This is a genomic window from Ralstonia sp. 110700041-2, from assembly GCF_056280165.1.
Map to the genome: position 1 here is coordinate 100222 of NZ_JBSFAI010000003.1, position 26104 is coordinate 126325.

Here is a 26104-nt window from a genome sequence, read left to right on the forward strand (position 1 = left end):
GAAGGAGGCTGTCTGAGCGCAGCGAGTTTGCCTCCTTCCCCGCACGGTCACACAAATTCAAGGGGGTGTCGCCATCTCGGGCGCGCCTTTCTTTTGCTTACTTTTCTTTGGCAAGACAAAGAAAAGTGAGTCGGTCCCGGCAGGGAACGAAAGGGGGATGGACCAACAACAAAAGAACAAGGCACAAACCACGCCCCAGCCCCTCCAACACCATTACCCTATGATGACGCCTCCCCCTAGTCCCCTCGCCATCATGCCCAATCCCATCACGCCAGCCCCGGTAGAACTGGCGAAGTGCTACCGCCTCCTGAACCACGGCCCGACCACGCTGGTCACCTCCGCCCACAACGGCGTGCGCAACGTCATGGCTGCCGCCTGGGCGATGCCGCTCGACTTTGACCCACCCAAGGTGCTGGTCGTGGTCGACAGCCGCACACTCACACGTGAGTTGATCGAAGGCTCGGGCGTGTTTGCACTCAACATTCCCACCCGCGCGATTGCCGAGACCACGCTGACGGTCGGCACACTCTCGGGCCGCGATGTCGACAAGTTCGATGCCCTGGGCCTCGTCACCATGCCCGCCCGTACGATCGACGTGCCGCTGGTGGCAGGTTGTGCAGGGTGGCTCGAATGCCGCGTCATTCCGGAGCCGCACAACGAGAAGCGCTACGACCTCTTCATCGCAGAAGTGACCGCCGCCTGGGCCAATCCTGCGCTGTTCAGCAACGGTCGCTGGCACTTTACGGATGCTGGCAGCAAGACCCTGCACTACCTCGCGGGCGGTGCATTCTTTGAGACCGGCGAAGCGTTCACCGTCGAGGTGAAACAGCTATGAGCGTTATCGCCATCCGCCCGTTGATCGATGAGGATGTTGCAGCGTTCAAGGCGCTGCGCCTGAGGGCCATTCAAGACGCGCCCACCGCCATCTGGCCGACGCACGATGAAGAGGCTGCGCGCACGCTTGATGAAACGCGTAACCGCATCCGCACAACCGATCATCAGATCGTGTTGGGTGCTTTTGCCGGGCCTGAGCTGGTCGGTATTGCCGGCTTGCGGCGTGAAGCGCTTGCGCAAGTCGCGCACAAGGCCGTGCTGTGGGGCGTGTTTGTTGACCCTGCACATCGGCGCGGCGGCATTGCCGGCCGCCTGCTGCACGCCGCCATTACGCACGCGCGTGCTGCACGCGTATTGCAGATTCATCTTTGCGTGAACGCCGAAAACCCGCGTGCGCAAGCGCTGTATCGCAACGCGGGTTTCGAAACCTTCGGCATTGAGCGCCGCGCCATGCGTGTCGGTGATCGCTTCTACGACGAAGAACACATGGCGCTGCGGCTGGACGCCTAGCGCTCCGTCCGATAGTCCGTTGGCCGCATGCCTGTCCATTTGCGGAAGGCGCGGTGAAAGGCGCTCGGTTCCGCAAAGCCGACCGCGACGGCAATGTCGGCGATGGTGCGGCGCGTGTCCTGCAACTGGCCGATGGCAATGTCGCGCCGCAGGTCGTCCTTGATCGACTGATACGTGTGGCCTTCCAGCTTCAGGCGCCGCCGCATGGTGGCCTCGGCCACGTTCAGTTTGAGCGCCATTGCGTCCGACGCGGGCCAACTGGCCACGGGCAGATTGCGCAGCGTCTTGCGCACGCGCGCGGCGAAGGAATCCGGGTTGCGGTACTTGACGATGAAGCTGCCCGGCGCATCGCGCAGGAACGTCTTGATGGACGCGGCCGTCTGAATGACCGGCAGGTCGAGAAAGGTGGGCGATAGGTCGACGTACGACGCATCGTGCTTGAACGCCATGTCGTCGCAAAACATCAGGCGATATTCCTGCGCATCCTGCGGCGCGGCGCACCGGAAGCGCGCGGCAATGAAGGGAATGCGCCGCCCCACGAGCCAGCACACCAGCCCGTAGACCATGATGAGCCACGTGGCGTAGGTGAACATGGGCGGCACACGCGTGCCCTTGCGGTGCACGAACACGAGACGCACACGCTGATCGTCTTCTTCAACGCGTACATGCAGGTCATCCAGAACCAGCCGCAAAAAACCCGTGGCCCGTGCAAGCGCCTGCCGGCCGGTGCGCGCCGTGAGCGCCGCCTGCGTCATCGTCACGAAGCTGCCCCAGCGCATGGGGTGCGCATCCTGTCCGAAGAACTCATCGTCCATGGCCTGCGCAATACCGGCCCACAGCGCACCGTACTGTGCGGACGACACGCGGCTGCGCGGCTGCGCCAGCATCTGCGGCGTGATGCCCGCAGCGGCCATGATGGGCTGCATGTCCACGCCATGCGCGCGGGCGCGCGTCACGGCCTCGTTGACGAGGCTGACAGAGACGGTTCCTTTCTCGTTGTTTTTCATCGGCATGGCAAATCCGCTCACGCAAGTTGATCGTGACGGGCATCGAAGCCGCCCGGCCGCGTGCCTACACTTTTTCCCCATCGAACCCGAGCGCCGCGGGCTGCACAGTGTAAGGCGCCTGCACAGGCAGCGTCACGCGGCCCCGGCCAGCAAACAAGCAAGAGCCAAGCGATGGACGACTTCTATACCGAAGAGCAGCGGATGATCCACGACGCTGCGCGCGCCTTTGCCACCGAACGCCTGGCGCCCAACGCCGCGCAGTGGGACCGTGACGGCGCCTTACCCGACGAGGTGGTGCGCGAGATGGGCGAGCTGGGCCTGCTGGGCATGATCGTGCCGGCGGAGTGGGGCGGTTCGTACACCGACTACGTGGCCTATGCGCTTGCGCTGGAAGAGGTGGCTGCCGGGTGCGCTGCCAGCGCGACGATGATGAGCGTGCACAACTCGGTGGGCTGCGGCCCCATCCTCAAGTTCGGCACCGAGGCGCAGAAGGCGCGTTACCTGCCGGACCTGGCCACGGGCCGCGCGATTGGCGCGTTCTGCCTGACCGAGCCGCACGCCGGCTCCGAAGCCAACAACCTGCGCACCCGTGCGGTACTGCGCGACGGCAAGTGGGTGCTCACCGGCAACAAGCAGTTCGTCACCAACGGCGCACGCGCGGACATCGCCATCGTCTTTGCCGTGACGGACCCTGAGGCGGGCAAGCGCGGCATCTCGGCCTTCATCGTGCCGACGGACACGCCGGGCTTTCACGTCGGGCGTCCCGAACACAAGCTCGGCATTCGCGCATCGGACACCTGCCCGATCACCCTGGAAGACTGCGCCGTGCCCGAAGAGAACCTGCTGGGTGAGCGTGGCGAGGGCCTGAAGATCGCATTGTCGAACCTGGAAGGCGGACGCATCGGCATTGCTGCGCAAGCCGTGGGCATTGCGCGCGCCGCGTTCGATGCGGCGCGCAACTACGCGAATGAGCGCATTCAGTTCGGCAAGGCGCTGCGCGAGCACCAGACCATCGCCAACATGCTGGCCGACATGGCCACGCGCCTGAATGCGGCGCGCCTGCTCGTTCACCACGCAGCGCGCCTGCGCAGTGCAGACAAGCCGTGCCTGTCGGAGGCCTCGCAGGCCAAGCTCTACGCGTCGGAACTGGCGGAAGAGATCTGCTCCAACGCCATCCAGATTCACGGCGGCTATGGCTACCTGGCCGACTACGCCGTCGAGCGCCACTACCGCGATGCACGCATCACCCAGATCTACGAAGGCACCAGCGAAGTCCAGCGGATGGTGATCGCGCGGCACGTGTAGCACGCACCGCGCACATCGACCGAATACGAAAGAGCGCAAACGCGCCGACCAGGAGACGACGATGAACGAAGCGGTATCTGCAGCACAGGGTTTTGTGGAAGCGCGCGATTTTCTGCTGCGCCATCGCACCGACTACGACCGCGCGTATCGCGAGTTCGCGTGGCCGAAGCTGGACACGTTCAACTGGGCGCTCGACTACTTCGATGTGATGGCGCGCGGCAACGATAACCCGGCGCTGTGGATCGTCGATGACGCGCAGGGCGAAGGGTTGAAGCTGTCGTTTGCGCAGATGTCGGAGCGCTCGTCGTGCATGGCGAACTTCCTGCGCGGGCTTGGCATCGTGCGTGGTGACCGTCTGCTGCTGATGCTGCCGAACCGCGTCGAACTGTGGGACGTGATGCTCGCGGCGATGAAGCTCGGTGCGGTGGTGCTGCCGGCTACGACGCAGCTTTCGCCGGATGACGTGCGCGACCGCGTTGAACTGGGCGGCGCGACATGCGTGGTTGTTGATGCGGCAGAGTTGCACAAATTCGAGAGTGTTGATGCGAGTGTCAAGCGCATCGCCGTGGGCGCGCAGCGCGATGGCTGGATCGACCTGGCAGCGGCTTACGACGCGCCCGCGGAGTTCGTGCCCGACGGCCCGACCAAGGCGACCGACCCGCTGCTGCTGTACTTCACCTCGGGCACCACGTCCAAGCCGAAGCTCGTCGAACACACGCACCAGAGCTATCCGGTCGGACACCTGTCGACCATGTACTGGATCGGCCTGCAACCCGGCGACATCCACTGGAACATCAGCTCACCCGGCTGGGCGAAACACGCGTGGAGTTGCTTCTTTGCCCCGTGGAACGCGCAGGCCTGCGTCTTCGTTTACAACTACGCGCGCTTCGTGCCGAAGGACACGCTGGACGTGCTGGTGCGCTTTAACGTGACCACGCTGTGCGCGCCGCCCACCGTGTGGCGCATGCTGGTGCAGGAGCCGCTGGCCACCTACGCCGTCAAGCTGCGCGAGATCGTCGGTGCGGGCGAGCCGCTGAACCCCGAGATCATCGAGCGCGTGCGCAGCGCCTGGGGCGTGACCATTCGCGACGGCTTTGGCCAGACCGAGACCACCTGCCAGATCGGCAACACGCCGGGCCAGCCGGTCGTGCCGGGCTCGGTCGGGCGCCCGCTGCCCGGCTACCGCGTGGAGCTGGTCGACCACGACGATCAGCCCGCCAGCGAAGGCGAGATCGTGCTGCCGCTCTCGCACCGCCCGCTCGGGTTGATGCAGGGCTATGCCAACAACGCCAAAGCCACGGCCGAGGCGATGCGCAACGGCTATTACCACACCTCCGACGTCGCGATGCGGCGCGACGACGGCTACTTCGTCTATGTGGGCCGCACCGACGACGTGTTTAAGTCGTCCGACTACCGCCTGAGCCCCTTCGAGCTGGAAAGCGTGCTGATCGAGCACGAAGCCATTGCCGAGGCCGCCGTGGTGCCGAGTTCCGATCCGCTGCGCCTGTCGGTGCCCAAGGCATTCGTGACGGTGCGCCAGGGCTATGAGGCTGGCCCTGAACTGGCCCGGGCCGTGTTCCTGTTCTCGCGCGAAAAGCTGGCGCCCTACAAACGCATCCGCCGGCTGCAGTTCAGCGAGCTGCCCAAGACCATCTCCGGAAAGATCCGGCGCGTGGAACTGCGTCGGCTGGAGCTTGAACGCACGCCGCAACCGGCTCGCCTGCCTGGCGAGTACTGGGAAGAAGACTTTGCCTGATATGCCCGTCCCGCATTGAACCGATTACCACTACCGAAACCGCAACCGATACCGATTCGCCAGGAGACTCCCATGAGCGCCGTTGCCTCTCTCGCTTCCGCCAAGCCTGCCGCACAGCAGGACACCCCGCCCACCGTCAAGCTGCTGATCGGCGGCGAGTTTGTCGAATCGCAGTCGAAGGAATGGCGCGACATCGTGAACCCCGCCACGCAGGAAGTGCTGGCGCGCGTGCCGTTTGCCACGGCCGGCGAAGTGGATGCAGCCATCCGCTCCGCACATGCTGCGTTTGCCACGTGGAAGAACACGCCAGTCGGTGCGCGCATGCGCATCATGCTGAAGTTCCAGGCGCTGATTCGCGAGCACTCGCCGCGCATTGCCCGCACGCTGACGGCCGAGCAGGGCAAGACGCTGCCCGATGCCGAAGGCGATATCTTCCGCGGGCTGGAAGTGGTGGAGCACGCGTGCTCGGTGGGCTCACTGCAGCAGGGCGAGTTTCTGGAGAACGTGGCCGGCGCGGTCGACACCTACACGCTGCGCCAGCCGATTGGCGTGTGCGCCGGCATCACGCCGTTCAACTTCCCGGCCATGATTCCGCTGTGGATGTTTCCGATGGCGATCGTGTGCGGCAACACGTTCGTGCTCAAGCCGTCGGAGCAGGATCCGCTGTCGACCATGCAACTGGTGGAACTGGCCCTTGAAGCAGGTGTGCCGCCCGGCGTATTGAACGTCGTGCATGGCGGCAAGGACGTGGTCGATGCACTGTGCACGCACGAACACGTGAAGGCGATTTCGTTTGTGGGCTCGACCGCAGTGGGCACGCATGTTTACCGCCTGGGCAGCGAGCACGGCAAGCGCGTGCAATCGATGATGGGCGCCAAGAACCACGCCGTGGTGCTGCCCGACGCGAACCGCGAGCAGGCCATCAATGCGCTGGTGGGTGCGGCCTTCGGCGCGGCGGGGCAACGCTGCATGGCGACCTCCGTCGTCGTGCTGGTGGGCGCTGCGCAGCAGTGGGTGCCGGACCTGATCGCCAAGGCAAAAACGCTCAAGGTGAATGCCGGTGTCGAGCCGGGTACCGATGTCGGCCCCGTCGTCTCGCGTGCCGCCAAGCAACGCATTCTCGGCCTGATCGAATCGGGCGTGCAGCAGGGCGCCACGCTGGCGCTCGACGGCCGCAATGTGCGCGTGGCCGGCTACGAAGACGGCAACTTCATCGGCCCGACGATCTTCACCGACGTGAAGACCGACATGGACATCTACACCAACGAAATCTTCGGGCCCGTGCTGCTGGTGCTGACTGTGCCTACGCTGGACGACGCCATTGCGCTGGTCAACGCTAACCGGTTCGGCAACGGTGTGGGCCTGTTCACGCAGAGCGGCGCATCAGCACGCAAGTTCCAGAGCGAGATCGACGTCGGGCAGGTCGGTATCAACATTCCGATTCCGGTGCCGGTGCCGTACTTCAGCTTTACCGGCTCGCGCGGCTCCAAGCTCGGCGATCTGGGCCCGTATGGCAAGCAGGTCGTGCAGTTCTATACGCAAACGAAAACGGTAACGGCGCGCTGGTTTGACGACGCGGTCGACACCGGCGGCGTCAACACCACCATCAGCCTGCGCTGATCGCTCCCGGAGTGTTGTCATGAAAATCGCATTCATCGGTTTGGGAAACATGGGCGCCCCCATGGCGCGCAATCTGCTCAAGGCAGGCCATGTGCTCAGCGTGTTCGACCTGAATACGCAGGCAGTGGGCGTGCTGGTGGAAGCCGGTGCCATGGCCGCCGCGTCTCCCAAGGACGCCGTGGCCGGCGCGGAGACCGTGATCACCATGCTGCCCGCCGCCGCGCATGTGCGCCACGTGCTGACGGCGGAAGACGGCGTGCTGGCGGGCATCGCGAAGGGCGTGCCCATCATCGATTCGAGCACCATCGACCCAGCGAGTGCGAAGGCACTTGCCGCGCTGGCAGCCGAGCACGGCAATCCTTTCGTCGATGCGCCAGTCTCTGGCGGAACGGGTGGTGCAGCGGCTGGCACTTTGACCTTCATGGTGGGCGGCAGCGCGGCGGCGTTCGAACAGGTGCGCCCGGTGCTTTCTGCCATGGGCAAGAACCTCGTGCATTGCGGCGACACCGGCGCGGGGCAAGGCGCGAAGATCTGCAACAACCTCGTGCTCGGCATCACCATGGCCGGCGTGGCCGAAGCCATGTCGCTGGGCGAGGCGCTGGGCATCGACCCGAAGGTGCTGGGCGGCATCATCAACACGTCGACGGGTCGGTGCTGGAGTTCGGACACCTACAACCCGTTCCCCGGCGTGATCGACACCGCGCCATCTTCGCGCGGCTACACGGGTGGCTTTGGTACCGACCTGATGCTCAAGGATCTGGGCCTGGCCGGTGACGCAGCAAAGTCCGTCCGACAGCCGGTCTACCTTGGCGCGTTGGCACAGCAGCTGTATCAAACCGTGAGCAGCAAGGGCGATGGCAAGCTGGATTTCTCCGCCGTCATCAAGCTCTATCGGAAAGACGGAGCGGCGTGATGATTGAACTGGAAACACTGCACCAGAACACCGTCGCGGTGCTGACGCTCAAGCGTCCGCCAGCCAACGCGTTCACGCCGGAAGGTCTGCTGCAACTGCAAGGCACCGTCGCACGATTGAACGCCGATGCACGCGTGCGCGCCCTCGTCGTCACCGGCGATGGTCCGAAGTTCTTCAGCGCAGGCGCAGACCTCAACACCTTTGCCGATGGCGACCGCGATGTGGCGCGCGAGGCCGCTGCACGTTTCGGTGCCGCGTTCGAGGCGCTGCAGAATGCGCGCCCGGTGGTGATCGCCGCCATCAACGGTTTTGCGATGGGCGGCGGCCTGGAGTGCGCGCTCGCATGCGACATCCGCATCGCCGAGGCACACGCCAAGCTGGCCGTGCCAGAAACGGCCGTCGGCCTGCTGTGCTGCGGTTGCGGCACGCAGACACTGCCATGGCTCGTGGGTGAAGGCTGGGCCAAGCGCATGATCCTGACCGGCGAGCGCGTCGATGCGCAGACCGCCCTGCGTATCGGACTGGTGGAAGAGGTCGTGGAAACGGGGGCCGCGCGCGAAGCCGCCATCGCCATGGCGCTGCGTGTGACAACGTTGAGCCCGCAAGCCGTCACCTTCAGCAAGCAACTCATCCATCAGGCGCGCAACGGCGTGCCGCGCGGCGCGGCGCTGGCCGTCGAGCGTGAGCGCTTTGTCGATCTGTTTGACCACCCGGATCAGCGCGAAGGCGTGAACGCCTTTCTGGAGAAGCGTGCGCCGCGCTGGCATTCCACGCACGAATCGGAGACGCGGCAATGAGCGCCGTCCAATTGGAGACGGTGCCGCCCCAGGCCGCCGCTGCCGAGCCCGAGATGTTGATGCGTGTGGTGAACCGCCTGGCCATCATCACCCTGAACCGGCCGTCTGCGCTGAACGCGCTGTCGCACGGCATGGTGCGCCAGTTGGCCACGCTGCTGGAGCAATGCCGCCATGACGACGGCATTGCCGCGCTGGTGCTGCGCGGCGCGGGCCAGAAAGGCTTCTGCGCCGGCGGCGATGTGCGCGCGCTCTATCAGCTTGCGCAACAGGGCCGCATGGACGGCGACGACGGCTGGCTGCAATTCTTCGTCGACGAATACCGGCTCGACTACGCGCTGCACCAGTTTCCGAAGCCCATCGTTGCGCTGATGGACGGCGTCACCATGGGCGGCGGCATGGGCCTTGGGCAGGCCGCAAGGCTGCGCGTCGTGACCGAGCGCACGAAGATGGCGATGCCGGAAACGCGCATCGGCTTTCTGCCCGACGTGGGTGCTACGCGCTTTTTGAGCGTGATGTCGCCGGAGCTTGAGTTGTATGTCGGCCTCACGGGCGTAACGCTGACCGGCGCCGACGCGCTGCATTGCCACCTGGCCGATGTGTGCGTGCCTGCCGAATGGCTTGCCTCATTCGAAGACCGCCTGCAGCGCATGCCGCACGATGGCGATCTCATGCAGGCCTTGCGCCGCGTGTTCGAGCCGCCGTGCAACATTGTTCCGCACGCGCCGCTGGCACAGGCGACGCCGTGGGTGCAGCGCTATTTCGACCGCCGTTCGTCGGTCGATCGCATTGTCGCCACGCTGCGCGAGAGCCTGGAGCGCGAACAGGCACGGGAGCCGCGCCAATGGCTTCAGGCGACGCTTGAAGCCATGACCACACATTCGCCGACGATGCTGCATGTCACGCGCGAAGCGTTGCTGCGTGGTCGGCAGTTGTCGCTGGCGGAGTGCTTTCAGATGGAGCTGGGCATCGTTGCGCGCGGAATCCAGGAAGGCGATTTCTGCGAAGGCGTGCGCGCGCATCTGGTGGACAAGGATCACCGCCCTGGCTGGGCGCCCGCCACGCTCCCGCAGGTGCGGCCTGAGCGGGTGCGGCATTTTCTGACGTCGCCCTGGCGGGCGGAGCGGCATCCGTTGGCGGGGCTTTGCTGAATCGTCATGTGACTGGAATGCCCCAAAAGCAACGGATGCGCCATTTGATGCGGTCCGCCGGGGCAGTAAGTCCGTTTCGTGACAAATTTCTGTCATAACTTACGTGTAACTTACACGGGCGAGGAGAGGTCACCCCTCACGTTCTCATCGTACGCAGCGGCTTCCGCTGCGTTTTTTTTGCCCAGCAGGGCACACATATGTTGGCCGATCTGCAGATCGGATTGAAACCGCTTTGAAGTCGCCGCTTGCCAACCCGCATGGCAGCTAGGTTTTGGTACCCTCCGTCAGACTGTTGTCACAATCGCGGTGCTAACTGGCCGGATGCATTGCCACCCCAAGGAGGCTCCTCCCATGGCGACATCCGTCGATTCATTCCAGGTGAAGGTGTATCAGGGCGACAGCGCGGTGCTGTTCGCCTTTGATGTGGCCGATGCCGATCGCGCCGATCTGGCCGGTTTTGCCATTCAATGCACGCCGCAGGGCGGGGCGCCATATTGGGTGCCCAACCGGCTAACTTTCGACACGCCCATCCATGCAGACGCGCCGCTGAAGGCCGGCAAGTACGTCGATTCCATCGACGCGCCGTTCCAGTCGTTTCACTGGGTCCACTTTCCGCCGCATGCTGCCGCGCAACTGACTTACACCGTGCACGCGCGCTACTTCGTGTCGACGAACCCCGTGCAACTGGAGACGCGCGCCACGCGCATCGTCACCGTCACGCTGCAGCAACCGATGAGCGACTGGGCCACCGTGGGCATGGTGCGCGGGTATGTGTCGTCGCAGGCGTTCATCGATCATTACGGCGGCAACACGGCATTGGCACCGGACAAGCGCGCGCAGATAAAGTCGCCGCTGCTGTACGACACGCAGCCGTATCAGGACAAGTACGCCTATCTGGGCGCCACCGGCCGCCGCCTCATCATCGATCTGTTGAACCAGTGCCACGCGTCCGACGGCTACGGTATCGACGTGCTCGCCTATGACTTGGACGAGCCTGACATCATTCGTGCGATTGCGTGGCTTGCGCAGAACGGTCGCAAGGTCCGCGTGATTCAGGACAACTCCGTCGGCACCGGCGCCAACGCCACTGGCCATGGCACCGACGACGCATTTGAGACGCAGGCCGCTGAATACTTCAAGCAGACCGGTGCCGACGTCCGCCGCACACACCTGGCACGCTTCCAGCACCACAAGGCGATCCTGCTGCGTGATGCTGCCGGCAAGCCGGTTCGTGTGCTCGCTGGCTCGGCCAACTTCTCGCTGCGCGGCCTGTACGTGCAGGCCAACAGCGTGCTGGTGTTCGAGCAAGACGCTGCGCAGCTCTACGCGCAGGTGTTCGAGCGTCTGTGGGGATGGATCGACCAGTACGGTGAGGACGCTGCCGGCAGCCGCAAGGTGGCGACTGCCTTCCGCGCCGATGCGCTGGCCGCCGACTGGCAGGCAGTGCCGCAGGGCAGCACGCCGCGTGCGCGCTTCGGCTTTTCACCGCATCAGACCGATGCGTTGCTAACGGAGGCGGCCGACCGAGTGAAGGGCGCGCTTTCGTCTGTGCTGTTTGCGGTGATGGCCACCGATGGCGGCGGCGAGATGCTGACCACGCTCGAACAGGTGGTGCCGCACAAGGCCGGGCTGCTCTCGCTGGGCGTGATCGACAAGCAGGGCGGTGTGGATGCCTTTGCGCCCGGTCGCGATGTGCCTTCGCAAACCGTGTCGTTTGCGTATTTGAAGGACGAAGCGCCTGCGCCGTTCAAGCAGGAAGTGGATGCCGGCACCGGCCAGCACATCCACCACAAGTTTGTCGTATGCGATTTCAATGGTGACGAGCCTGTCGTGTTCTGCGGCTCGTCCAACCTGTCAAAGGGCGGCGAGGAACAGAACGGCGATAGCCTGATCGCCATCTACGACCCGGCCATAGTCACGGCCTACGCGATCGAAGCCATCCGCCTGTTCGACCACTACCGCTTCCGCGCAGGCGAATCCAAGGCCACGGCCGACAAGCCGCTGGTGCTGAAGCAGTCTGCCGCCTGGGCCGACCCGTACTACGATCCGCAGAACATCAAGTTCACGGAGCGCACGCTGTTCGCCAAGTCCGGCACAGCGCTGGAGGCTGTTGTCGCGTGATCGGTGCCGGCTGCGGTTCGTGCGCCTTTATACGCGCCGCTGCCGGTCGCTCCACCATGCATCGCGCAGCCGGCGCTTGGCGATCTTGCCGTTGTCGTCGCGCGGCAGCGCTGTGGTGAACTCGATCTGGCGCGGGATCTTGAAGCCGGCAATCTGACCGCGCAGCCATTCGATCAAGGGCTCGGCCTGCAGGTCTTGGCGTTCGGTCTGCACCACCGCGACAAGGCGTTCGCCGTATTCATCGCATGGCACGCCGAAGACGGCGCAGTCGACCACATCGGGGTGGCGCAGCAGCGCATGTTCGATCTCGGCCGGGTAGATGTTGACGCCGCCCGAGATGACCATGTCCGACGCGCGGTCGCACACGTACAGGTAGCCGTCCGCGTCGAGGTAGCCCATGTCGCCGAGCGTGACCAGGCCGTCGCGCTCGATCTTGCTGCGTGCTTCGTCGTTGCCGCGGTAGGTGAAATCGGGATAGGCGGGTTGGTGGCTGTAGATCAGGCCGATCTCTCCGGTGGGGCAGGGCGTGCCGTCTTCACGCAGGATGCGCACGCGTGCGTCGCACACCGGGCGGCCGGCGCTGCCGGGGCGGGCGGCTGCGTCGCGCGGGTCCATCACCGTGATCATGCCGGTCTCGCTCGATGCATACGTTTCGTAGATGACTGGGCCGAGCCAGTCGATCATGCGGCGCTTGATCTCCGGCGCGCAGGGTGCGCCCGTGGACGCCACGAAGCGCAGCGAAGACAGGTCGTAGCGGCTGCGTTCTTCGTCGGTCAGCTTGAGCAGGCGTACATACATGATCGGCACTAAGTAGACCGTGTCGATGCGGTAGCGCTCGATCTGCTCCAGCACGCGCAGGGCATCAAAGCGCGCGTTCACCACCAGCACCTCCGCCATCTGGGCGGCTTGCTGGGCAAAGAGGCTCGGCGCGCTGTGATAGAGCGGGGCAGGCACCAGCGCACGGCAGCCCGGCACGATGCCGAATGTTGCAGCCACCACGGCGCGTGCCTTCTGCAGATGCGCTTCGAGCTGATCGAGCGGAACGGCCTGGCGTACCACGCCCTTGGGCCGCCCCGTGGTGCCCGAGGTATAGGCCATGTGCCCGCGCGGAGAAACGATCGGCCCGTCGTACGGCGTCTGCAGCGCAAGCCAGTTGGCATAGCCGTCGGCGCGGTCGGTGCCTTCTGCATCCACGCGCAGCAGCTGCACGTGGGCCGGTAGCAGCGGTTCTGCCGCATCGACGAGGTCGCGATGGCCGATCAATACCTTGGCACCGGAATCGCGAACCAGAAACTCCACCTCGGCCGGCGTGAAGTGCCAGTTGATCGGGCAGAAGTAGCACCCTGCGATGCGGCAGGCGTGCATCACGTCGATGTAGGCAGGTGCATTGCGCAGCAGCACGCCGATCACGTCGCCCTCCTGCACGCCCATGCGGCGCAAACCGCCGGCAAGGGCGGCACCGCGCGCGAGCAGCGTTTCGGCATCGGTCGGGCGATCGTCGAAGATCAGGTGGGCGGTCATGTGTGTCTCCTGCGCGAGGTCTCTTGGGGACGGTTGCTTAATCCATGCAGCATGCCGGATCGAACAGTATTGAACAATCCACGGCGAATTTCGCACACTGGTGAATGCGATTGGACAACGCTCTCCTTGGCCGCGTGAGCCGTGACACCGGAATTCGGTTTGAGGGGCAACCCGCCGATATCACCGCAGACCGCGTGAAAGGTCTGCGGCAGTAAGATGCATGCCTGAAGCCAAAAAGCCCGCCCGGTGTGATGCGAGGCGGGCCTTTTTCTCGGGCGCGCGCGATTGTGCCCGGTTGTGACCGCGGCCGCCTTCAGGCACAATGCGCCCCGTTGTGGAGATGGCATGCCTCCCTTAACCGCCGGTTAGCGCGTAACGATACCGGCTGATGATGCCTACAAGTTCCTGGTCGAAGGAAGTTGTAGGCACACGCCCAAACGACGTTCTGTCGCTCAGGTTTGAGTTCTTCGAATCTGGTCATCATGAAGAAAATGGCTACACGCTCCGAGCCGCTGCTCATGTTCGGGTATCTGCTGCGCTGGCTTTCGCTCGGTTCGCTCGTCGGCATGCTCGCCGGGCTTGGCTCTGCGGTGTTGCTGATGGCGCTCGATTGGGCAACCAACACGCGCACCGCACACCCTTGGCTGCTGTGGTTCCTGCCCGTGGCGGGGCTGGCCGTGGGCTTGCTCTACCACTACACGGGGCGCTCGGTGGAAGGCGGCAACAATCTGCTCATCGACGAGATCCACGACCCCAAGCGTGTCGTCCCCAAGCGCATGGCGCCGCTCATCCTGCTGAGCACCGTTGTCACCCACATCTTTGGCGGGTCAGCCGGGCGTGAGGGCACGGCCGTGCAGATGGGCGGCAGCTTTGCTGATTACCTGACGCGGCTGTTCTCATTGGCCCCGGCGGACCGGCGCATCTTGCTGATGGCGGGCATCAGCGCCGGTTTCGCGTCGGTGTTCGGCACGCCGCTGGCCGGTGCCGTATTTGGACTGGAAGTGCTTGCGATCGGCCGTTTGCGCTATGACGCGATCCTGCCGTGCTTCATCGCGGCCATCGTGGGCGACCTGGTGCCACCGCTGCTGGGCGTGCACCACACGCCGTATGCGATTCCGTTTGTGCCGCATCTCACGCCCGTCGCGATCGGCCTGGTCGTGGTGGCCGGCATCGTCTTCGGTCTGGCGGGCATGACGTTCGCGGCGCTCACGCACCGGCTCAGCCGCCTGTTGAAGCGTCACATCGCCTTTGGGCCGCTCCGCCCCGTGCTGGGCGGCAGCGTGGTCGTGGCGGCGGCGTTGGCGCTGGGGACGGACAAATATCTCGGCCTCGGCATTCCGGTCATCGTGGATACGTTCCACAATCCGCTGCCCGCCTACGACTTTGCCGGCAAGGCGGCCTTCACCATCGTGACGCTGGCGTCCGGTTTCAAGGGCGGTGAGGTCACGCCGCTGTTCTACATCGGCGCCACGCTGGGCAATGCGTTGGGTTACGTGCTGCCGTTGCCCTTCCCGCTGCTGGCGGGCCTTGGGTTCGTTGCCGTGTTTGCGGGTGCCGCCAATACGCCCATCGCGTCGACCTTGATGGCGATGGAACTCTTCGGCCCCGAAGTCGGCACATTTGCTGGCATTGCCTGCGTGGTGAGCTATCTCTTCTCAGGCCACACCGGCATCTATCATGCGCAGCGCATCGGCCATGCGAAGCGCCCTACCGAAGCAGCGCCGGCAGGGCAGGTTCCGGCCGAGTCAGCCGAGCGCCCTTAGCACTGCGATGCGCGCTCGGATTCAAGCAGCGTCCTCACTCAAACACCGTAGAAGCGTTCGCACAACGCCGCACTTGCGCCGAGTTTGCGCGACAGGTCGGACGCCGCCTGCAACTGCTTCGCGACGACATCCCCAGAGGTGCGTGCCGCTTCCAGCCGGGAGGCTGCGCCCGACAGCGTCAGCGCAGCCATGAACTTGTCGCCGGAACCGAAGATGGGCGTGGCAAACGCCGCCGTGTGCTGGTCCCGCGCGCCCGAGGTGAACAGCGGCAGCTTGGGTGTTTCGTCATACAGCGCTTCACCCAGCCCCCAGTAACGCAGCACGTGGCTGATGGCCGTGTCGTCCAGCGGCAGCGACGTGCCGGGCAGCCGCGTCTCACGCAGGCCTTCCGAGGGCTCGGCGCGGAACAGGCACAGCCGCCGGCCGTGATCGACGACGTAGTACGATGCGCTCTCTCGCGTGGCGGCCGCCAGCGCGTGCAGCACCGGTTCCACCACGGAAGACAAGTGGAACGACTGCTCGTAGAGCTTGCCGAGATACAGCAGGCGTGGCCCGAGCGAGTACGCGCCGGACTCGGAGCGGATGACATAGCTCATGCGCTCCAGCGAGTTCATCAGCCGATACACCGTGGTCTTGTGCATGCCCGAGGCTTGCGCCAAGGCTGCGAGCGACAAGGCTTCCGCCCCCGGCTTGAAGCAATCCAGCAAGGCCAGCGCCTTTTCTACTGCGGCAACGCCGTCATTCCCCATTTCCGAATCCCCGAACTCCGAAGGGCACAATTGTACTATGTACAACGTTGTTGTATCTGGCGGAAGGGTAAACGCTAGTGGATCGACCCGCTTGCCGTGGCTATAGTGATTTCACTTGGTACACCACAGTTTTACACAGTAAAACATCACAGTCTGAGGCAGGTTTTTCATGAGTACCCCTTCGCACAACACTTCCGCCATCGTTCGCGATATCGAACGCGTTTCCCCCGCGCTGGTCGAGGCGGCTGCCCGCTTTCAGGCGGCCATCCTGGCCGACGTTGCCGGCCGCCGCGGCACCTTGAACTGTCGCGTCAAACCGCTCGCGCCGACCATGAAAGTGGCCGGGCCGGCTGTAACGGTCGAAGTTCGCCCGGGCGACAACCTTGCCATCCATGCCGCCCTGGCGGTTGCCAAGCCCGGCGATGTGATCGTGGTGGACGGCAAGGGTGACCAGAGTTGCGCGCTGATCGGCGAGATCATGGCCACGCAGGCGCAGGCCACTGGCATCGCCGGGTTTGTCATCGATGGCGCGGTGCGCGATTCGCACGAGTTGGCGAATGGCACGTTCCCGATTTTCTCTGCCGGCTTGAACCCGTGCGGGCCGACCAAGAGCGTGGCTGGCCGCGTGAACCTGCCCGTGTCCGCCGCCGGCGCAACGGTGCATCCGGGGGACCTGGTGGTGGGCGATGCAGATGGCGTGGTCGTGATCCCGCGTGCCGACGTTGAGCGCATTCTCGTGCTCGCACAGAAAAAGGTGGATGCCGAAGCGGCCCGCATTGCGGCGATCCGCAAGGGCGATACGCGCCCCGGCTGGCTCGAGAAGGAACTGCGCGCGGCGGGCATGCTGGCTGAAGGCGAGGCACTGTAATGAGCACGACTGCAACCAAGCCTGTCCTGCTCGTCACGGCGGCTGACCTGGCACCGCAAGCATTGGAGATGCTGGGCGATTTTGAAGTCGTGTTTGCCGGCAAGCAGCCCACCGAAGACGACATCGTCGCGCTCTGCGCACGGCACAAGCCGGTGGCGATCATCGTGCGCTACGGCAAGATCAACGCCCGCATCATGGATGCAGCCGCCGGCAACCTGCAGGTGATCTCCAAGCACGGCAGCGGTATCGACGTCATCGATCAGGATGCTGCCGCGGCGCGTGGCATTGCGGTGCGTGCCGCGGTGGGGGCCAACGCGGCTGCTGTGGCCGAGCATGCGTGGGCGCTGATCCTCGCATGCGCAAAGTCCGTCCCGCAGCTCGACGCGCGCATGCGTGCTGGGCATTGGGACAAGGCGACGCACAAGTCGGTCGAACTGGATGGCCGCACGCTTGGCCTGGTCGGCCTGGGTGCGATCGGGCGCCGGACTGCTGCCATCGGCCTGGCGTTCGGGATGAAGGTTCTTGCATTCGACCCGTACACGAAAGAGGCGCCGGCAGGCGTCCAGCTGGTGGCGCTCGGTGAGTTGTACGCGCAGTCTGACGTGGTCTCGCTGCACTGCCCGTTGACCGCCGAGAACCGCAAGATGCTGAACCGCGACGCGTTCAGCTGCTTCAAGCCCGGCGCGATTCTGGTCAACACGGCGCGCGGCGGCCTCATTGACGAAGCCGCGCTGGTGGAAGCGCTGGCCAACGGCCGACTCCGTGCAGCGGGGCTCGACAGCTTCGACGTGGAGCCGATGACGGTGCCGCATCCGTTCCAGGGCGTTGCCAACATCATTCTGTCGCCGCACATCGGCGGCGTGAGCGACGCGGCCTACGTGAACATGGGTAAGGGCGCCGCGGCCAATGTGCTCGCAGTGATCGAGGAACGTGCCAGCACGGCGGCGTGATGTCCATGTTCCTGCTCTCGCCACCGGCGATGCGTGAAGCCGAAGTCTTCACGCGCATGCCGGCCAAGTTTCGCAAGCCCGATGTCCAGACGGAATGGGCACGCGCCAATCGCGGCGGGCAAGCCACCGACTCGTTTCTCGAAGGACCGGTGTGGTGTCCGGATGGCCGCGGCTACGGCCATCTGTACGTGACGGATATCCCGCACGGCCGCGTCTTCCGCATCTCGCCGGCGGGCGATTGGGAACTGGTGACCGAATACGACGGCGAGCCCAACGGCATGAAGTTCGTCGACGATGCACACCTGCTCATCACCGACTACCGCAACGGGCTGATGCTGCTCGACATCAAGCGCGGCGAAGTCACGCCGTATCTTGAGCGCCGCAACTCTGAGCGCTTCAAGGGCGTGAACGACCTGACGTTCGATTCGCACGGCAACCTGTACTTCACCGACCAGGGCCAGACCGGCCTGCAAGACCCGACGGGGCGCGTCTATCGCCTCTCGCCGGAAGGCAGGCTCGACATGCTGCTCGGCAATTGCCCCAGCCCCAACGGGCTCGTGCTGTCGCCCGACGAGAAAGTGCTCTACGTCGCCATGACGCGCGGCAACTGCGTGTGGCGTGTGCCGTTGCAGGCCGATGGCTCTGTCAGCAAGGTCGGACAGTTCTTCACGTCGTACGGCCCGAGCGGCCCGGATGGTTTGACGATCGACACCGCGGGGCGGCTGTTCGTGGCCAACCCCGGACTCGGCCGCGCATGGGTGCTGAACCACCGTGCGGAGCCGGACATGATCTTGACCAGCCCCGAAGGTGCATCGCTCACGAACCTATGCTTCGGTGGCCCCGAAATGAAGACGCTCTTCATGACCGAATCGGTGTCCGGCACGGTGCTCAAGTCCGAGATGGACATCGCCGGCCCGCTGCCGCATCGAGCAAAGCAGACAAAAGTCACGCCCTAGCCCCAGCTCATCGATACCCGACCCTGAGTGCTCATAGAAGCGCGACGGAGGAGACCATGCAAATGTCCCAGACTTTGAGTGCCACCACGCCAGCGCATGGCGCGGATGTGCGCTCCGCCGCTACGCTGCCCGATGCGGACTACCAGGCGAGCGAACGCACGCTGGCCAAGGCGTTCCGCCGCATCCTGCCGTTCATCTTCGCCTGCTATGTGATCAGCTATCTCGATCGCACCAACGTGGGGTTTGCCGCGCTCACCATGAACAAGGACATTGGCCTGACCGCCGAGCAGTTCGGGTTCGGCGCGGGGCTGTTCTTCATCGGCTATTTCCTGTTCGAGATCCCGAGCAACCTCATCATGCAGAAGGTGGGGGCGCGCATCTGGATCGCGCGGATCATGATCACGTGGGGCATCTTCTCGATGGCCACGGCGTTTGTGGTCGGGCCCAAGAGTTTTGCGGCTGCGCGCTTTCTGCTGGGCCTTGCCGAAGCAGGCTTCACGCCGGGCATCTACCTGTACTTCACGCACTGGTTTCCGGGCAAGTGGCGCGCCAAGGTGACGGCGGCCTTCCTGGTCGGCATTCCGGTGGCGAACATGGTCGGCTCACCCATTTCCGGCGCCCTGCTCGAACTCGGCGGTCTGCATGGGCTGCGCAGCTGGCAATGGCTGTTGCTGATCGAAGGGCTGCCGGCGGTGCTGCTCGGTATTGCGTGCCTGTTTGTGCTGGCGGATCGGCCTGAAAAGGCCAAATGGCTCACCGACGATGAGAAGGCCGTGCTCGCGCGCCGCCTCGCCATGGAGCAGCGCGCCATCGCCAGCAAGCACGGCACGACCCTGCGCGATGCGATGACCAACTGGCGCGTCTTCGTGCTGGCGTTTATCAACTTCTGCGGCATCGTGGGCTCCATCGGCGTGGGCCTCTGGATGCCGCAGATCATCAAGCAGTTTGGCGTCGAGCACACCGTGGTCGGCTGGCTGACGGCCATCCCATATGCCCTGGGTGCGGTGGTCATGTTGTGGTGGGCCCGCATGGCGAACCGCGCGCAGAACCGCGTCCCGTATGTGGCTGCCGCCCTGGTGGTTGCAGCAGTGGCGCTTGCGGCCAGCACGGCCTTGGATGCACCGGCGCTCAAGCTCGCCGCGCTGTGCCTGACGGTGAGCGGCATCCTGGCGTTCCAGGCCACGTTCTGGGCGATTCCGTCCACCTTCCTTACGGGCCGCGCGGCTGCGGGCGGGCTGGCGCTGATCGTTTCCGTCGGCAACCTTGGCGGCTTTGTCGGCCCGTCGATGATCGGTGCCATCAAGCAGTTCTCGCAGGGCTTTACCGCGCCGCTGCTGGCGGTGTCGGCAGTGCTGCTCATCGGTGCGCTGTCCATCGCCTGGCTGGGCGACCCGGGCGCCGATGCCGGTGAAGCCGCAACACGCTGATCGCGCAATCGCAGTACCTTTCTTACTAGACATTCAAACAGCGCCGCGCAGCAGACGTCGGCACCAGGAGACACACATGCAAGTGACGGGCAGTACCGGTGTGACGGAAATCGAGCAGCGGACCCTGCGCAAGGTGGTCTGGCGGCTCGTGCCGTTTCTCATGCTCTGCTACCTGCTGGCCTTCATCGACCGCGGCAACGTGGGCATGGCCTCGCTTCAGATGAACCATGACCTTGGGCTGACAGCACGCGTATTCGGGTTCGGCAGCAGCCTCTTCTTCGTGTCGTATTTCTTCTTCGAGGTGCCTAGCAACCTGGCGCTGCAGCGCTACGGCGCGCGTATCTGGATCGCGCGGATCATGATCACCTGGGGCCTGATCTCGGCCGCGACGGCGCTGGTGAGCGGCCCGGCATCGTTCTATGCGCTGCGCTTCCTGCTGGGCGCGGCGGAGGCAGGGTTCTTTCCCGGCGTGCTGCTGTACCTTTCGTACTGGATTCCGGCAACGCATCGCGCGCGTATTGTGGCGACGTTCATGGTCGCGATTCCGGCGGCGAGCTTCATCGGCTCGCCCATCTCCGCCGTGCTGCTGCAGATGGACGGGTTTGCCGGCCTGCGCGGCTGGCATTGGCTGTTCATCCTCGAAGGCATTCCCACGGTGCTGCTGGGCATCGCCTGCTTGCGGGTGCTGACCAATCGGCCGGAGGAAGCCAAGTGGCTGTCGAACGAAGAGCGCCAGTGGCTCACAAATACGTTGGCCGGTGAAGCGCGCGGGCCGAAGAAAGTCGCGCAGATGCCGCTGCTTAAGCTGTTCTGCAATCGCTACGTGCTGTGCCTCGCGCTGGTGGACGTGTGCGCATCGGCCGCCGGCAGCACGCTGTCGGTGTGGCAGCCGCAGCTGCTGAAATCGTTCGGGTTGACCGTCATGCAGACGGGGCTGCTCAACTCGGTGCCGTATGCGGTGGCATCGGTGCTGATGGTAGTTTGGGGCCGCCGCTCGGACCGCCTCAAGGAGCGCCGCTGGCATACCGCCATTCCCATGCTGCTGATCGGCCTGGGCCTGTTTGGCACGTCGCTCAGCGGCTCTCTCGTGCCGACCATGGTGATGCTGTGCGCGGTGCTGGTCGGGGCCTATTCGTTCAAGGGGCCGTTCTGGGCGCTGGCCTCCGGCATGCTCTCGAACAGTGCAGCCGCTGCGGGGCTGGCCACTATCAACGCGATTGCCAATCTCATCGGCGGCGGCCTGATGGTGAACGTGTACGGCTGGGTCAAGCAGGCCACCGGCAGCTATGCGCTGGCGTTGATGCCGCTGGCGCTGCTGACGCTGGTGAGCGTGACGACGTTGCTGCTGCTTAGTCGCGCGAAGCCGGAAGCGCAGGTGCTGAACAAGACGGAGACGGCCTGATCATGCGCGCATTCAGCAGAAGGCGGTTCCTGCAGATGGCGGGTGCCAGTGCCGTGGCGGCCGCTGTTCCGGGGCTTACCGAAGCGGAAGAGCTGTGGTCCAGCGGTAGCGCCACGCCGACATTCAAGCTGCCGGCCGGCGCAGTGGATTGCCACATGCACATCTACGATGACCGATTCCCCAGCGCCCCAGGCACCACGCTGCGCCCGCCCAACGCGAGCATCGAGCAGTACCGCAAGGTGCAGGCCCGTTTGGGCATGCAGCGCAACGTGGTGGTCACGCCGTCGACGTACGGAACGGACAACCGTTGCACGCTGGATGCGCTAAAGCGTCTCGGGCCGAGTGCGCGCGGTGTTGCGGTGGTCGATACGTCCGTGACGCAGGCACAGCTTGCCGAAATGCACGCGGCCGGTGTGCGAGCCATCCGCTTCAATCTGAGCTATCCGGGCGCTACCACCGTCGACATGCTCGCGCCGCTGGCGTCCCGCATCGGCGCGCTTGGGTGGCACATCGAACTGGTTGTGCAAGGCGCCAAGCTGCCCGCACTGGAGTCGCATCTGCTTGCGCTGCCATGTCCGCTCGTCATCGACCACATCGCACATGTTCCGCAGCCCGGTGGCATGCAGTCCGACGCTATGCGTACCGCGCAGCGCCTGGTCGACAAGGGGAACACGTGGATCACGCTGTCCGGTCCATATGTCGATTCCAAGGCGGGCGCGCCTGGCTATGCAGACGTAGAGCCAGTGGCGAAGGCATTCATCGACATGGCGCCCGAGCGGATGCTGTGGGGCACCGATTGGCCGCATCCGACCGAGAAGGCGCACAAGCCGGACGATGCCACGCTGGTAGATACGTTTGCCACGTGGATCGACCGTGCGGATTGGCAGCAGATGATCTTTGTGTCGAATCCGGTGAAGCTCTACGGCTTCGGTTGACCAACCCCGTTTCGGTTCTGCGGCCTCCGTCCAATCACGTGGCCCGGGCCGCTGCCGCCGCACGCGGCTGGGGCAGCATGTCGGGTTGCAGAATGTCATCCAGCACGAACTGATACACGCCTGATCAGCTACGTTTCGCGCATAAGCAAACGCAAAAACGATCGTTCCCCCATCGAAGGGCTACCCATATGCTCGCCGGATCAACCTTCCGGAGACGCACCATGACGCAGTCGTCCTTGAGCACTACCCCTGCCTGGAAACTCGACACCGTGGCCGTCCACGGCGGCTACAGCGCGGACCCGACGACCCGCGCGGTGGCCGTGCCGATCTACCAGACTGTTGCGTTTGCGTTTGACGACACGCAGCACGGCGCCGATCTGTTCGACCTGAAGGTGCCGGGCAACATCTACTCGCGCATCATGAACCCGACCAACGATGTGCTGGAGAAACGCATCGCTGCGCTCGAAGGCGGCATCGGCGCGCTGGCGCTGGCGTCGGGCCAGGCGGCCGTCACATATGCGATCCAGACGATTGCGGAAGCGGGCGACAACATCGTCTCGGCCAGCACGCTGTACGGCGGCACCTACAACCTGTTCGCGCATACGCTGCCGCTGTCGGGCATCACCACGCGCTTTGCCGACCCGCGCGACCCGGCATCGTTCGAGGCGCTGATCGACGACCGTACCAAGGCCATCTTTGCCGAGACCGTCGGCAACCCGCTGGGCAACATCACCGACATCGCCGCGCTGGCCGAGATTGCGCACCGCCATGGCGTGCCGCTCATCGTCGACAACACAGTGCCGACGCCGTACCTGGCGCGGCCCTTTGAGCACGGCGCCGACATCGTCGTGCATTCGCTGACGAAGTACCTGGGCGGCCACGGCACGAGCCTGGGCGGCGCGATCGTCGATTCGGGCAAGTTTCCGTGGGCCAAGCACAAGGCACGCTTCAAGCGTTTGAACGAACCGGACGTGAGCTACCACGGTGTCGTCTATACGGAAGCGCTGGGCGACGCGGCGTATATCGGCCGCGCCCGCGTGGTGCCGCTGCGCAATACCGGGGCGGCGCTGTCGCCATTCAACGCGTTCCTGATCCTGCAGGGCATCGAAACGCTGGGCCTGCGCATCGACCGCATCACGCAGAACGCCGCGCAGATCGCCCGGCATCTGCGGGGCCACGCCAAGGTGGAGTGGGTCAACCATGCCAGCCTGGACGATCACCCCGATCACGCGCTCGTGCGCAAGTACCTCTCGGGCAAGGCGCCAGGGTTGCTCACGTTTGGGGTGAAGGGCGGCTTTGCCGCCGGGGCGCGCTTTCAGGACGCGTTGCAGTTGTTCACGCGGCTGGTGAACATTGGCGACGCCAAGTCGCTCGCAACCCATCCGGCATCGACCACGCATCGGCAGCTTTCGGAAGCCGAGCTTGCCACGGCGGGTGTGCGGCAGGAGACGATCCGGCTGTCGATCGGCATCGAGCATATCGATGATCTGCTGGCCGATCTGGATCAGGCGCTGGCGCGCACCTGACCCTGGAGCGTCGTCTGGCGGTCACTGCCGGCCGTGCACCCACCGGAACACCGCCGCCAGCACGAGCAGAAACGGCACACCCACCATCAGCGTCATCCGGAAATCGGGCATCCACGCCGTGCTGACGATGATGACCGCCATGGCCATTGCGCCAAGCGTGGTCAGCGCAGGAAAGCCCCACATGCGAAAGCGCAGTGCGCGGCCTTCGCGCTGCGCCGTGCGCCGGAAGCGCGCGTGCGTGACAAAGATGACGAGCCACGTAAACAGCGCACCGAACATCGCTAGCGACATCATCAACAGGAACGATTGCCCTGGCAGCACAACGCTCAGCACGGCCGCCAATGCCGCACCGGAACTGGACACCGCCAGCGCGCGCAGCGGCACGCCGCGTTGGCTCACCGCGCCCAGCGCCTGAGGCGCCTGCCCGCCGCGCGCGAGGCTGAACAGCATGCGCGTCGATACATACAACTGCGCGTTCATCGACGACAGCGCCGCCGTGAGCACGACGAAGTTCATCACGCCCGCGCCACCGGCGATACCGAGGATTTCCATCACCCGCACGAAGGGGCTCTTGCCCGTGCCGGCCTGCTGCCAAGGCACGACGGCGAGCATCAGTGCCAACGTGCAGAGGTAGAAGAACACCAGCCGGAACAGCGTTGAACGGAATGCGCTGGCGGCGGCAGCTTCCGGCTCGCGCGCCTCGCCGGCGGCCACGGCAATCAGCTCGATGCCGAAGAAGCTGAAGATGCTGACCACCGCGCCGAACCACACGCCATTCCATCCGTGCGGCAGAAAGCCGCCCGCGCTCACGTAGTTGTGAAAGCCGATCGGGCCGTCATCGGGTGCGCGATGGATGGCGTAGCTCGCCACCGCCAGGAACGCGACGATGGCCACCACCTTGATCATCGAGCACCAATATTCGGCCACGCCAAACACCTCGACGCTGCTGGCATTGACCCACACCAGCACGGCCGAAAACCCGACGATCCACACCCACGCTGGCACACCCGGAAACCAGTACGCCATGTACACCGCCACCGCGGTCACTTCGGCGCCGATCACGAAGACGACTGCCGCCCAGTACGCATAGCGCACGAGGAAACCGGCAAGCGGGCTCACGTAGTGCTCGGCATACGCGCCGAACGAACCGGTAGTGGGATGGGCGACAACCATCTCGGCCAGGCACCCCATGAGCAGCAGGGCGATGAACGCCCCGATGGCGTAGCTGGCGATCACGCCCGGGCCGGCCAACTGAATGGCCGCCCCGCTGCCCAGGAACAGGCCGGTGCCGATCGCACTGCCGATGGCGATCATGGTGAGTTGCGCAGAAGAGAGGCGGTGCTGCAGGCCGCCTTCGCGTGCGGCCAGCGCTTCGAAGCTGCCGGTGGCCTTGGTCATGGTGTTGTCCTGGCTTGGGAAAAGGCCGGGATGATACGCCTTCCATGCAAGTCGCCCCGCGCGGAGGCGGGGCGTCTTGTGCAACCGCGCGGTACTGATCAGCGCGCCACGGGCTTGGCGTACTGGATCGGAACGTCCACCCGCGCCTGCGGCAGCGTCTTCTTGAGTTGCGCACGCGCGTTCACGGCATCCTGGAACGAAGCAAAGCGCAGCGTGCTGATGTTCAGGTGCCCGTAATACTCCGCCGACACGGGCGTTGCAGGCAGGCTGCTCACTGCCTGGCGCACGCTGTCGACCGACACCTGCGAGACGACCACCTCGTTGCGGCTCTCCCCTACCACGCCGCGTTCATTGACGACCTGCGTGACGGCTGAGGATGCCGCACCCGCTGCCTTGGTGCGCGTGCCGCTGGAGAGCACCTTGAACGACTGCGATTCGATCTGCACTGTCGGTGTGCTCGCGTACTGGGCCAGCTCCTGCGTGCTCAGGCGCTTGCCCACCGTCAGGTCGGCCGCCTGGCACGCCGAAGCCATCGAGAGAAGCGCCGCCAGCGCCACAGTCTTCATAAGAGTTGCATTGATCATGTTGATTGGTCTCC

General features: G+C 64.9%; 22 protein-coding genes and 1 riboswitch. Of the genes, 17 read left to right on the forward strand and 5 right to left on the reverse strand.

Annotation, left to right across the window (positions count from 1 at the left end):
• Positions 1-220 precede the first annotated feature (220 nt).
• Together ACUXH0_RS05380 and ACUXH0_RS05385 are read left to right on the forward strand one after the other, a co-directional pair.
• Positions 221-835 (forward strand): flavin reductase family protein, encoded by a 615-nt coding sequence (locus ACUXH0_RS05380; protein WP_024542299.1) that lies wholly within the window; start codon positions 221-223, stop codon positions 833-835.
• Positions 832-1344, forward strand: a complete 513-nt coding sequence (locus ACUXH0_RS05385) for a GNAT family N-acetyltransferase (protein WP_004627921.1) — start codon at positions 832-834, stop codon at positions 1342-1344. Before ACUXH0_RS05380 ends, ACUXH0_RS05385 begins: the two co-directional genes overlap by 4 nt.
• Here the strand turns inward: ACUXH0_RS05385 and ACUXH0_RS05390 are convergent.
• Entirely contained in the window at positions 1341-2351 is a 1011-nt protein-coding gene (locus ACUXH0_RS05390; protein WP_004627919.1) for an AraC family transcriptional regulator, read from the reverse strand. The genes ACUXH0_RS05385 and ACUXH0_RS05390 overlap by 4 nt on opposite strands.
• A gap of 171 nt (positions 2352-2522) precedes the next feature.
• On the opposite strand from ACUXH0_RS05390, the gene ACUXH0_RS05395 reads away from it, so the two are divergent.
• From ACUXH0_RS05395 to ACUXH0_RS05425, 7 genes are all read left to right on the forward strand, one after another.
• Positions 2523-3656 carry an acyl-CoA dehydrogenase gene (locus tag ACUXH0_RS05395; RefSeq protein ID WP_012430101.1) on the forward strand — a complete coding sequence of 378 codons (1134 nt, stop codon included), beginning with the start codon at positions 2523-2525 and terminating at the stop codon, positions 3654-3656.
• A gap of 61 nt (positions 3657-3717) precedes the next feature.
• The gene (locus tag ACUXH0_RS05400; protein WP_182593992.1) at positions 3718-5412 is read left to right on the forward strand and encodes an AMP-binding protein; all 1695 of its coding nucleotides are present in this window, start codon (positions 3718-3720) and stop codon (positions 5410-5412) included.
• Between the two features lie 72 nt (positions 5413-5484).
• Entirely contained in the window at positions 5485-7032 is a 1548-nt protein-coding gene (locus ACUXH0_RS05405) for a CoA-acylating methylmalonate-semialdehyde dehydrogenase (protein WP_012430103.1), read from the forward strand.
• Between the two features lie 19 nt (positions 7033-7051).
• Positions 7052-7945, forward strand: coding sequence for a 3-hydroxyisobutyrate dehydrogenase (mmsB, locus tag ACUXH0_RS05410; protein WP_012430104.1), 894 nt, complete (start codon positions 7052-7054; stop codon positions 7943-7945).
• Positions 7945-8742, forward strand: coding sequence for an enoyl-CoA hydratase (locus ACUXH0_RS05415; protein WP_012430105.1), 798 nt, complete (start codon positions 7945-7947; stop codon positions 8740-8742). Before mmsB ends, ACUXH0_RS05415 begins: the two co-directional genes overlap by 1 nt.
• Positions 8739-9890: an enoyl-CoA hydratase/isomerase family protein gene (locus ACUXH0_RS05420; RefSeq protein ID WP_182593993.1), complete on the forward strand. Its 1152-nt coding sequence runs from the start codon at positions 8739-8741 to the stop codon at positions 9888-9890. The genes ACUXH0_RS05415 and ACUXH0_RS05420 overlap by 4 nt, the downstream gene beginning before the upstream one ends.
• Before the next feature lie 351 nt (positions 9891-10241).
• Positions 10242-12011, forward strand: coding sequence for a phospholipase D-like domain-containing protein (locus ACUXH0_RS05425; RefSeq protein ID WP_182593994.1), 1770 nt, complete (start codon positions 10242-10244; stop codon positions 12009-12011).
• Between the two features lie 27 nt (positions 12012-12038).
• Here ACUXH0_RS05425 and ACUXH0_RS05430 read toward each other — a convergent pair whose 3' ends face one another.
• Entirely contained in the window at positions 12039-13532 is a 1494-nt protein-coding gene (locus ACUXH0_RS05430; RefSeq protein ID WP_012430108.1) for an acyl-CoA synthetase, read from the reverse strand.
• A 327-nt stretch (positions 13533-13859) separates the two neighbouring features.
• A riboswitch (Fluoride riboswitch) is annotated at positions 13860-13937 on the forward strand.
• Positions 13938-14014: 77 nt separating this feature from the next.
• On the opposite strand from ACUXH0_RS05430, the gene ACUXH0_RS05435 reads away from it, so the two are divergent.
• Complete coding sequence (locus tag ACUXH0_RS05435) at positions 14015-15295, forward strand: voltage-gated chloride channel family protein (RefSeq protein WP_012430109.1); 1281 nt, start codon at positions 14015-14017, stop codon at positions 15293-15295.
• A gap of 38 nt (positions 15296-15333) precedes the next feature.
• On the opposite strand, the gene ACUXH0_RS05440 is transcribed toward ACUXH0_RS05435, so the two are convergent.
• Positions 15334-16044, reverse strand: coding sequence for an IclR family transcriptional regulator (locus ACUXH0_RS05440; RefSeq protein WP_004627900.1), 711 nt, complete (start codon positions 16042-16044; stop codon positions 15334-15336).
• A 169-nt stretch (positions 16045-16213) separates the two neighbouring features.
• Here ACUXH0_RS05440 and ACUXH0_RS05445 point away from each other — a divergent pair, with 169 nt between their 5' ends.
• The 7 genes from ACUXH0_RS05445 to ACUXH0_RS05475 all read left to right on the forward strand — a co-directional run bounded on the left by ACUXH0_RS05445 (position 16214) and on the right by ACUXH0_RS05475 (position 24108).
• Entirely contained in the window at positions 16214-16912 is a 699-nt protein-coding gene (locus ACUXH0_RS05445; protein ID WP_012430110.1) for an RraA family protein, read from the forward strand.
• Positions 16912-17862: an NAD(P)-dependent oxidoreductase gene (locus ACUXH0_RS05450; RefSeq protein WP_012430111.1), complete on the forward strand. Its 951-nt coding sequence runs from the start codon at positions 16912-16914 to the stop codon at positions 17860-17862. Before ACUXH0_RS05445 ends, ACUXH0_RS05450 begins: the two co-directional genes overlap by 1 nt.
• Before the next feature lie 5 nt (positions 17863-17867).
• Positions 17868-18818: an SMP-30/gluconolactonase/LRE family protein gene (locus ACUXH0_RS05455; RefSeq protein ID WP_024542229.1), complete on the forward strand. Its 951-nt coding sequence runs from the start codon at positions 17868-17870 to the stop codon at positions 18816-18818.
• A 62-nt stretch (positions 18819-18880) separates the two neighbouring features.
• Positions 18881-20245 carry an MFS transporter gene (locus ACUXH0_RS05460; RefSeq protein WP_037057196.1) on the forward strand — a complete coding sequence of 455 codons (1365 nt, stop codon included), beginning with the start codon at positions 18881-18883 and terminating at the stop codon, positions 20243-20245.
• A gap of 76 nt (positions 20246-20321) precedes the next feature.
• Positions 20322-21647, forward strand: a complete 1326-nt coding sequence (locus ACUXH0_RS05465) for an MFS transporter (protein ID WP_004627889.1) — start codon at positions 20322-20324, stop codon at positions 21645-21647.
• A 2-nt stretch (positions 21648-21649) separates the two neighbouring features.
• Entirely contained in the window at positions 21650-22582 is a 933-nt protein-coding gene (locus tag ACUXH0_RS05470; RefSeq protein ID WP_024974565.1) for an amidohydrolase family protein, read from the forward strand.
• Between the two features lie 221 nt (positions 22583-22803).
• On the forward strand, positions 22804-24108 hold the full coding sequence (locus tag ACUXH0_RS05475; protein WP_080693864.1) for an O-acetylhomoserine aminocarboxypropyltransferase/cysteine synthase family protein: 1305 nt from the start codon (positions 22804-22806) through the stop codon (positions 24106-24108).
• Between the two features lie 21 nt (positions 24109-24129).
• Here the strand turns inward: ACUXH0_RS05475 and ACUXH0_RS05480 are convergent, their stop codons facing one another.
• Both ACUXH0_RS05480 and ACUXH0_RS05485 read right to left on the reverse strand, forming a co-directional pair.
• Complete coding sequence (locus ACUXH0_RS05480; protein WP_004627883.1) at positions 24130-25506, reverse strand: amino acid permease; 1377 nt, start codon at positions 25504-25506, stop codon at positions 24130-24132.
• Positions 25507-25604: 98 nt separating this feature from the next.
• Positions 25605-26090, reverse strand: coding sequence for a hypothetical protein (locus ACUXH0_RS05485; RefSeq protein WP_004627881.1), 486 nt, complete (start codon positions 26088-26090; stop codon positions 25605-25607).
• Positions 26091-26104: the final 14 nt, after the last annotated feature.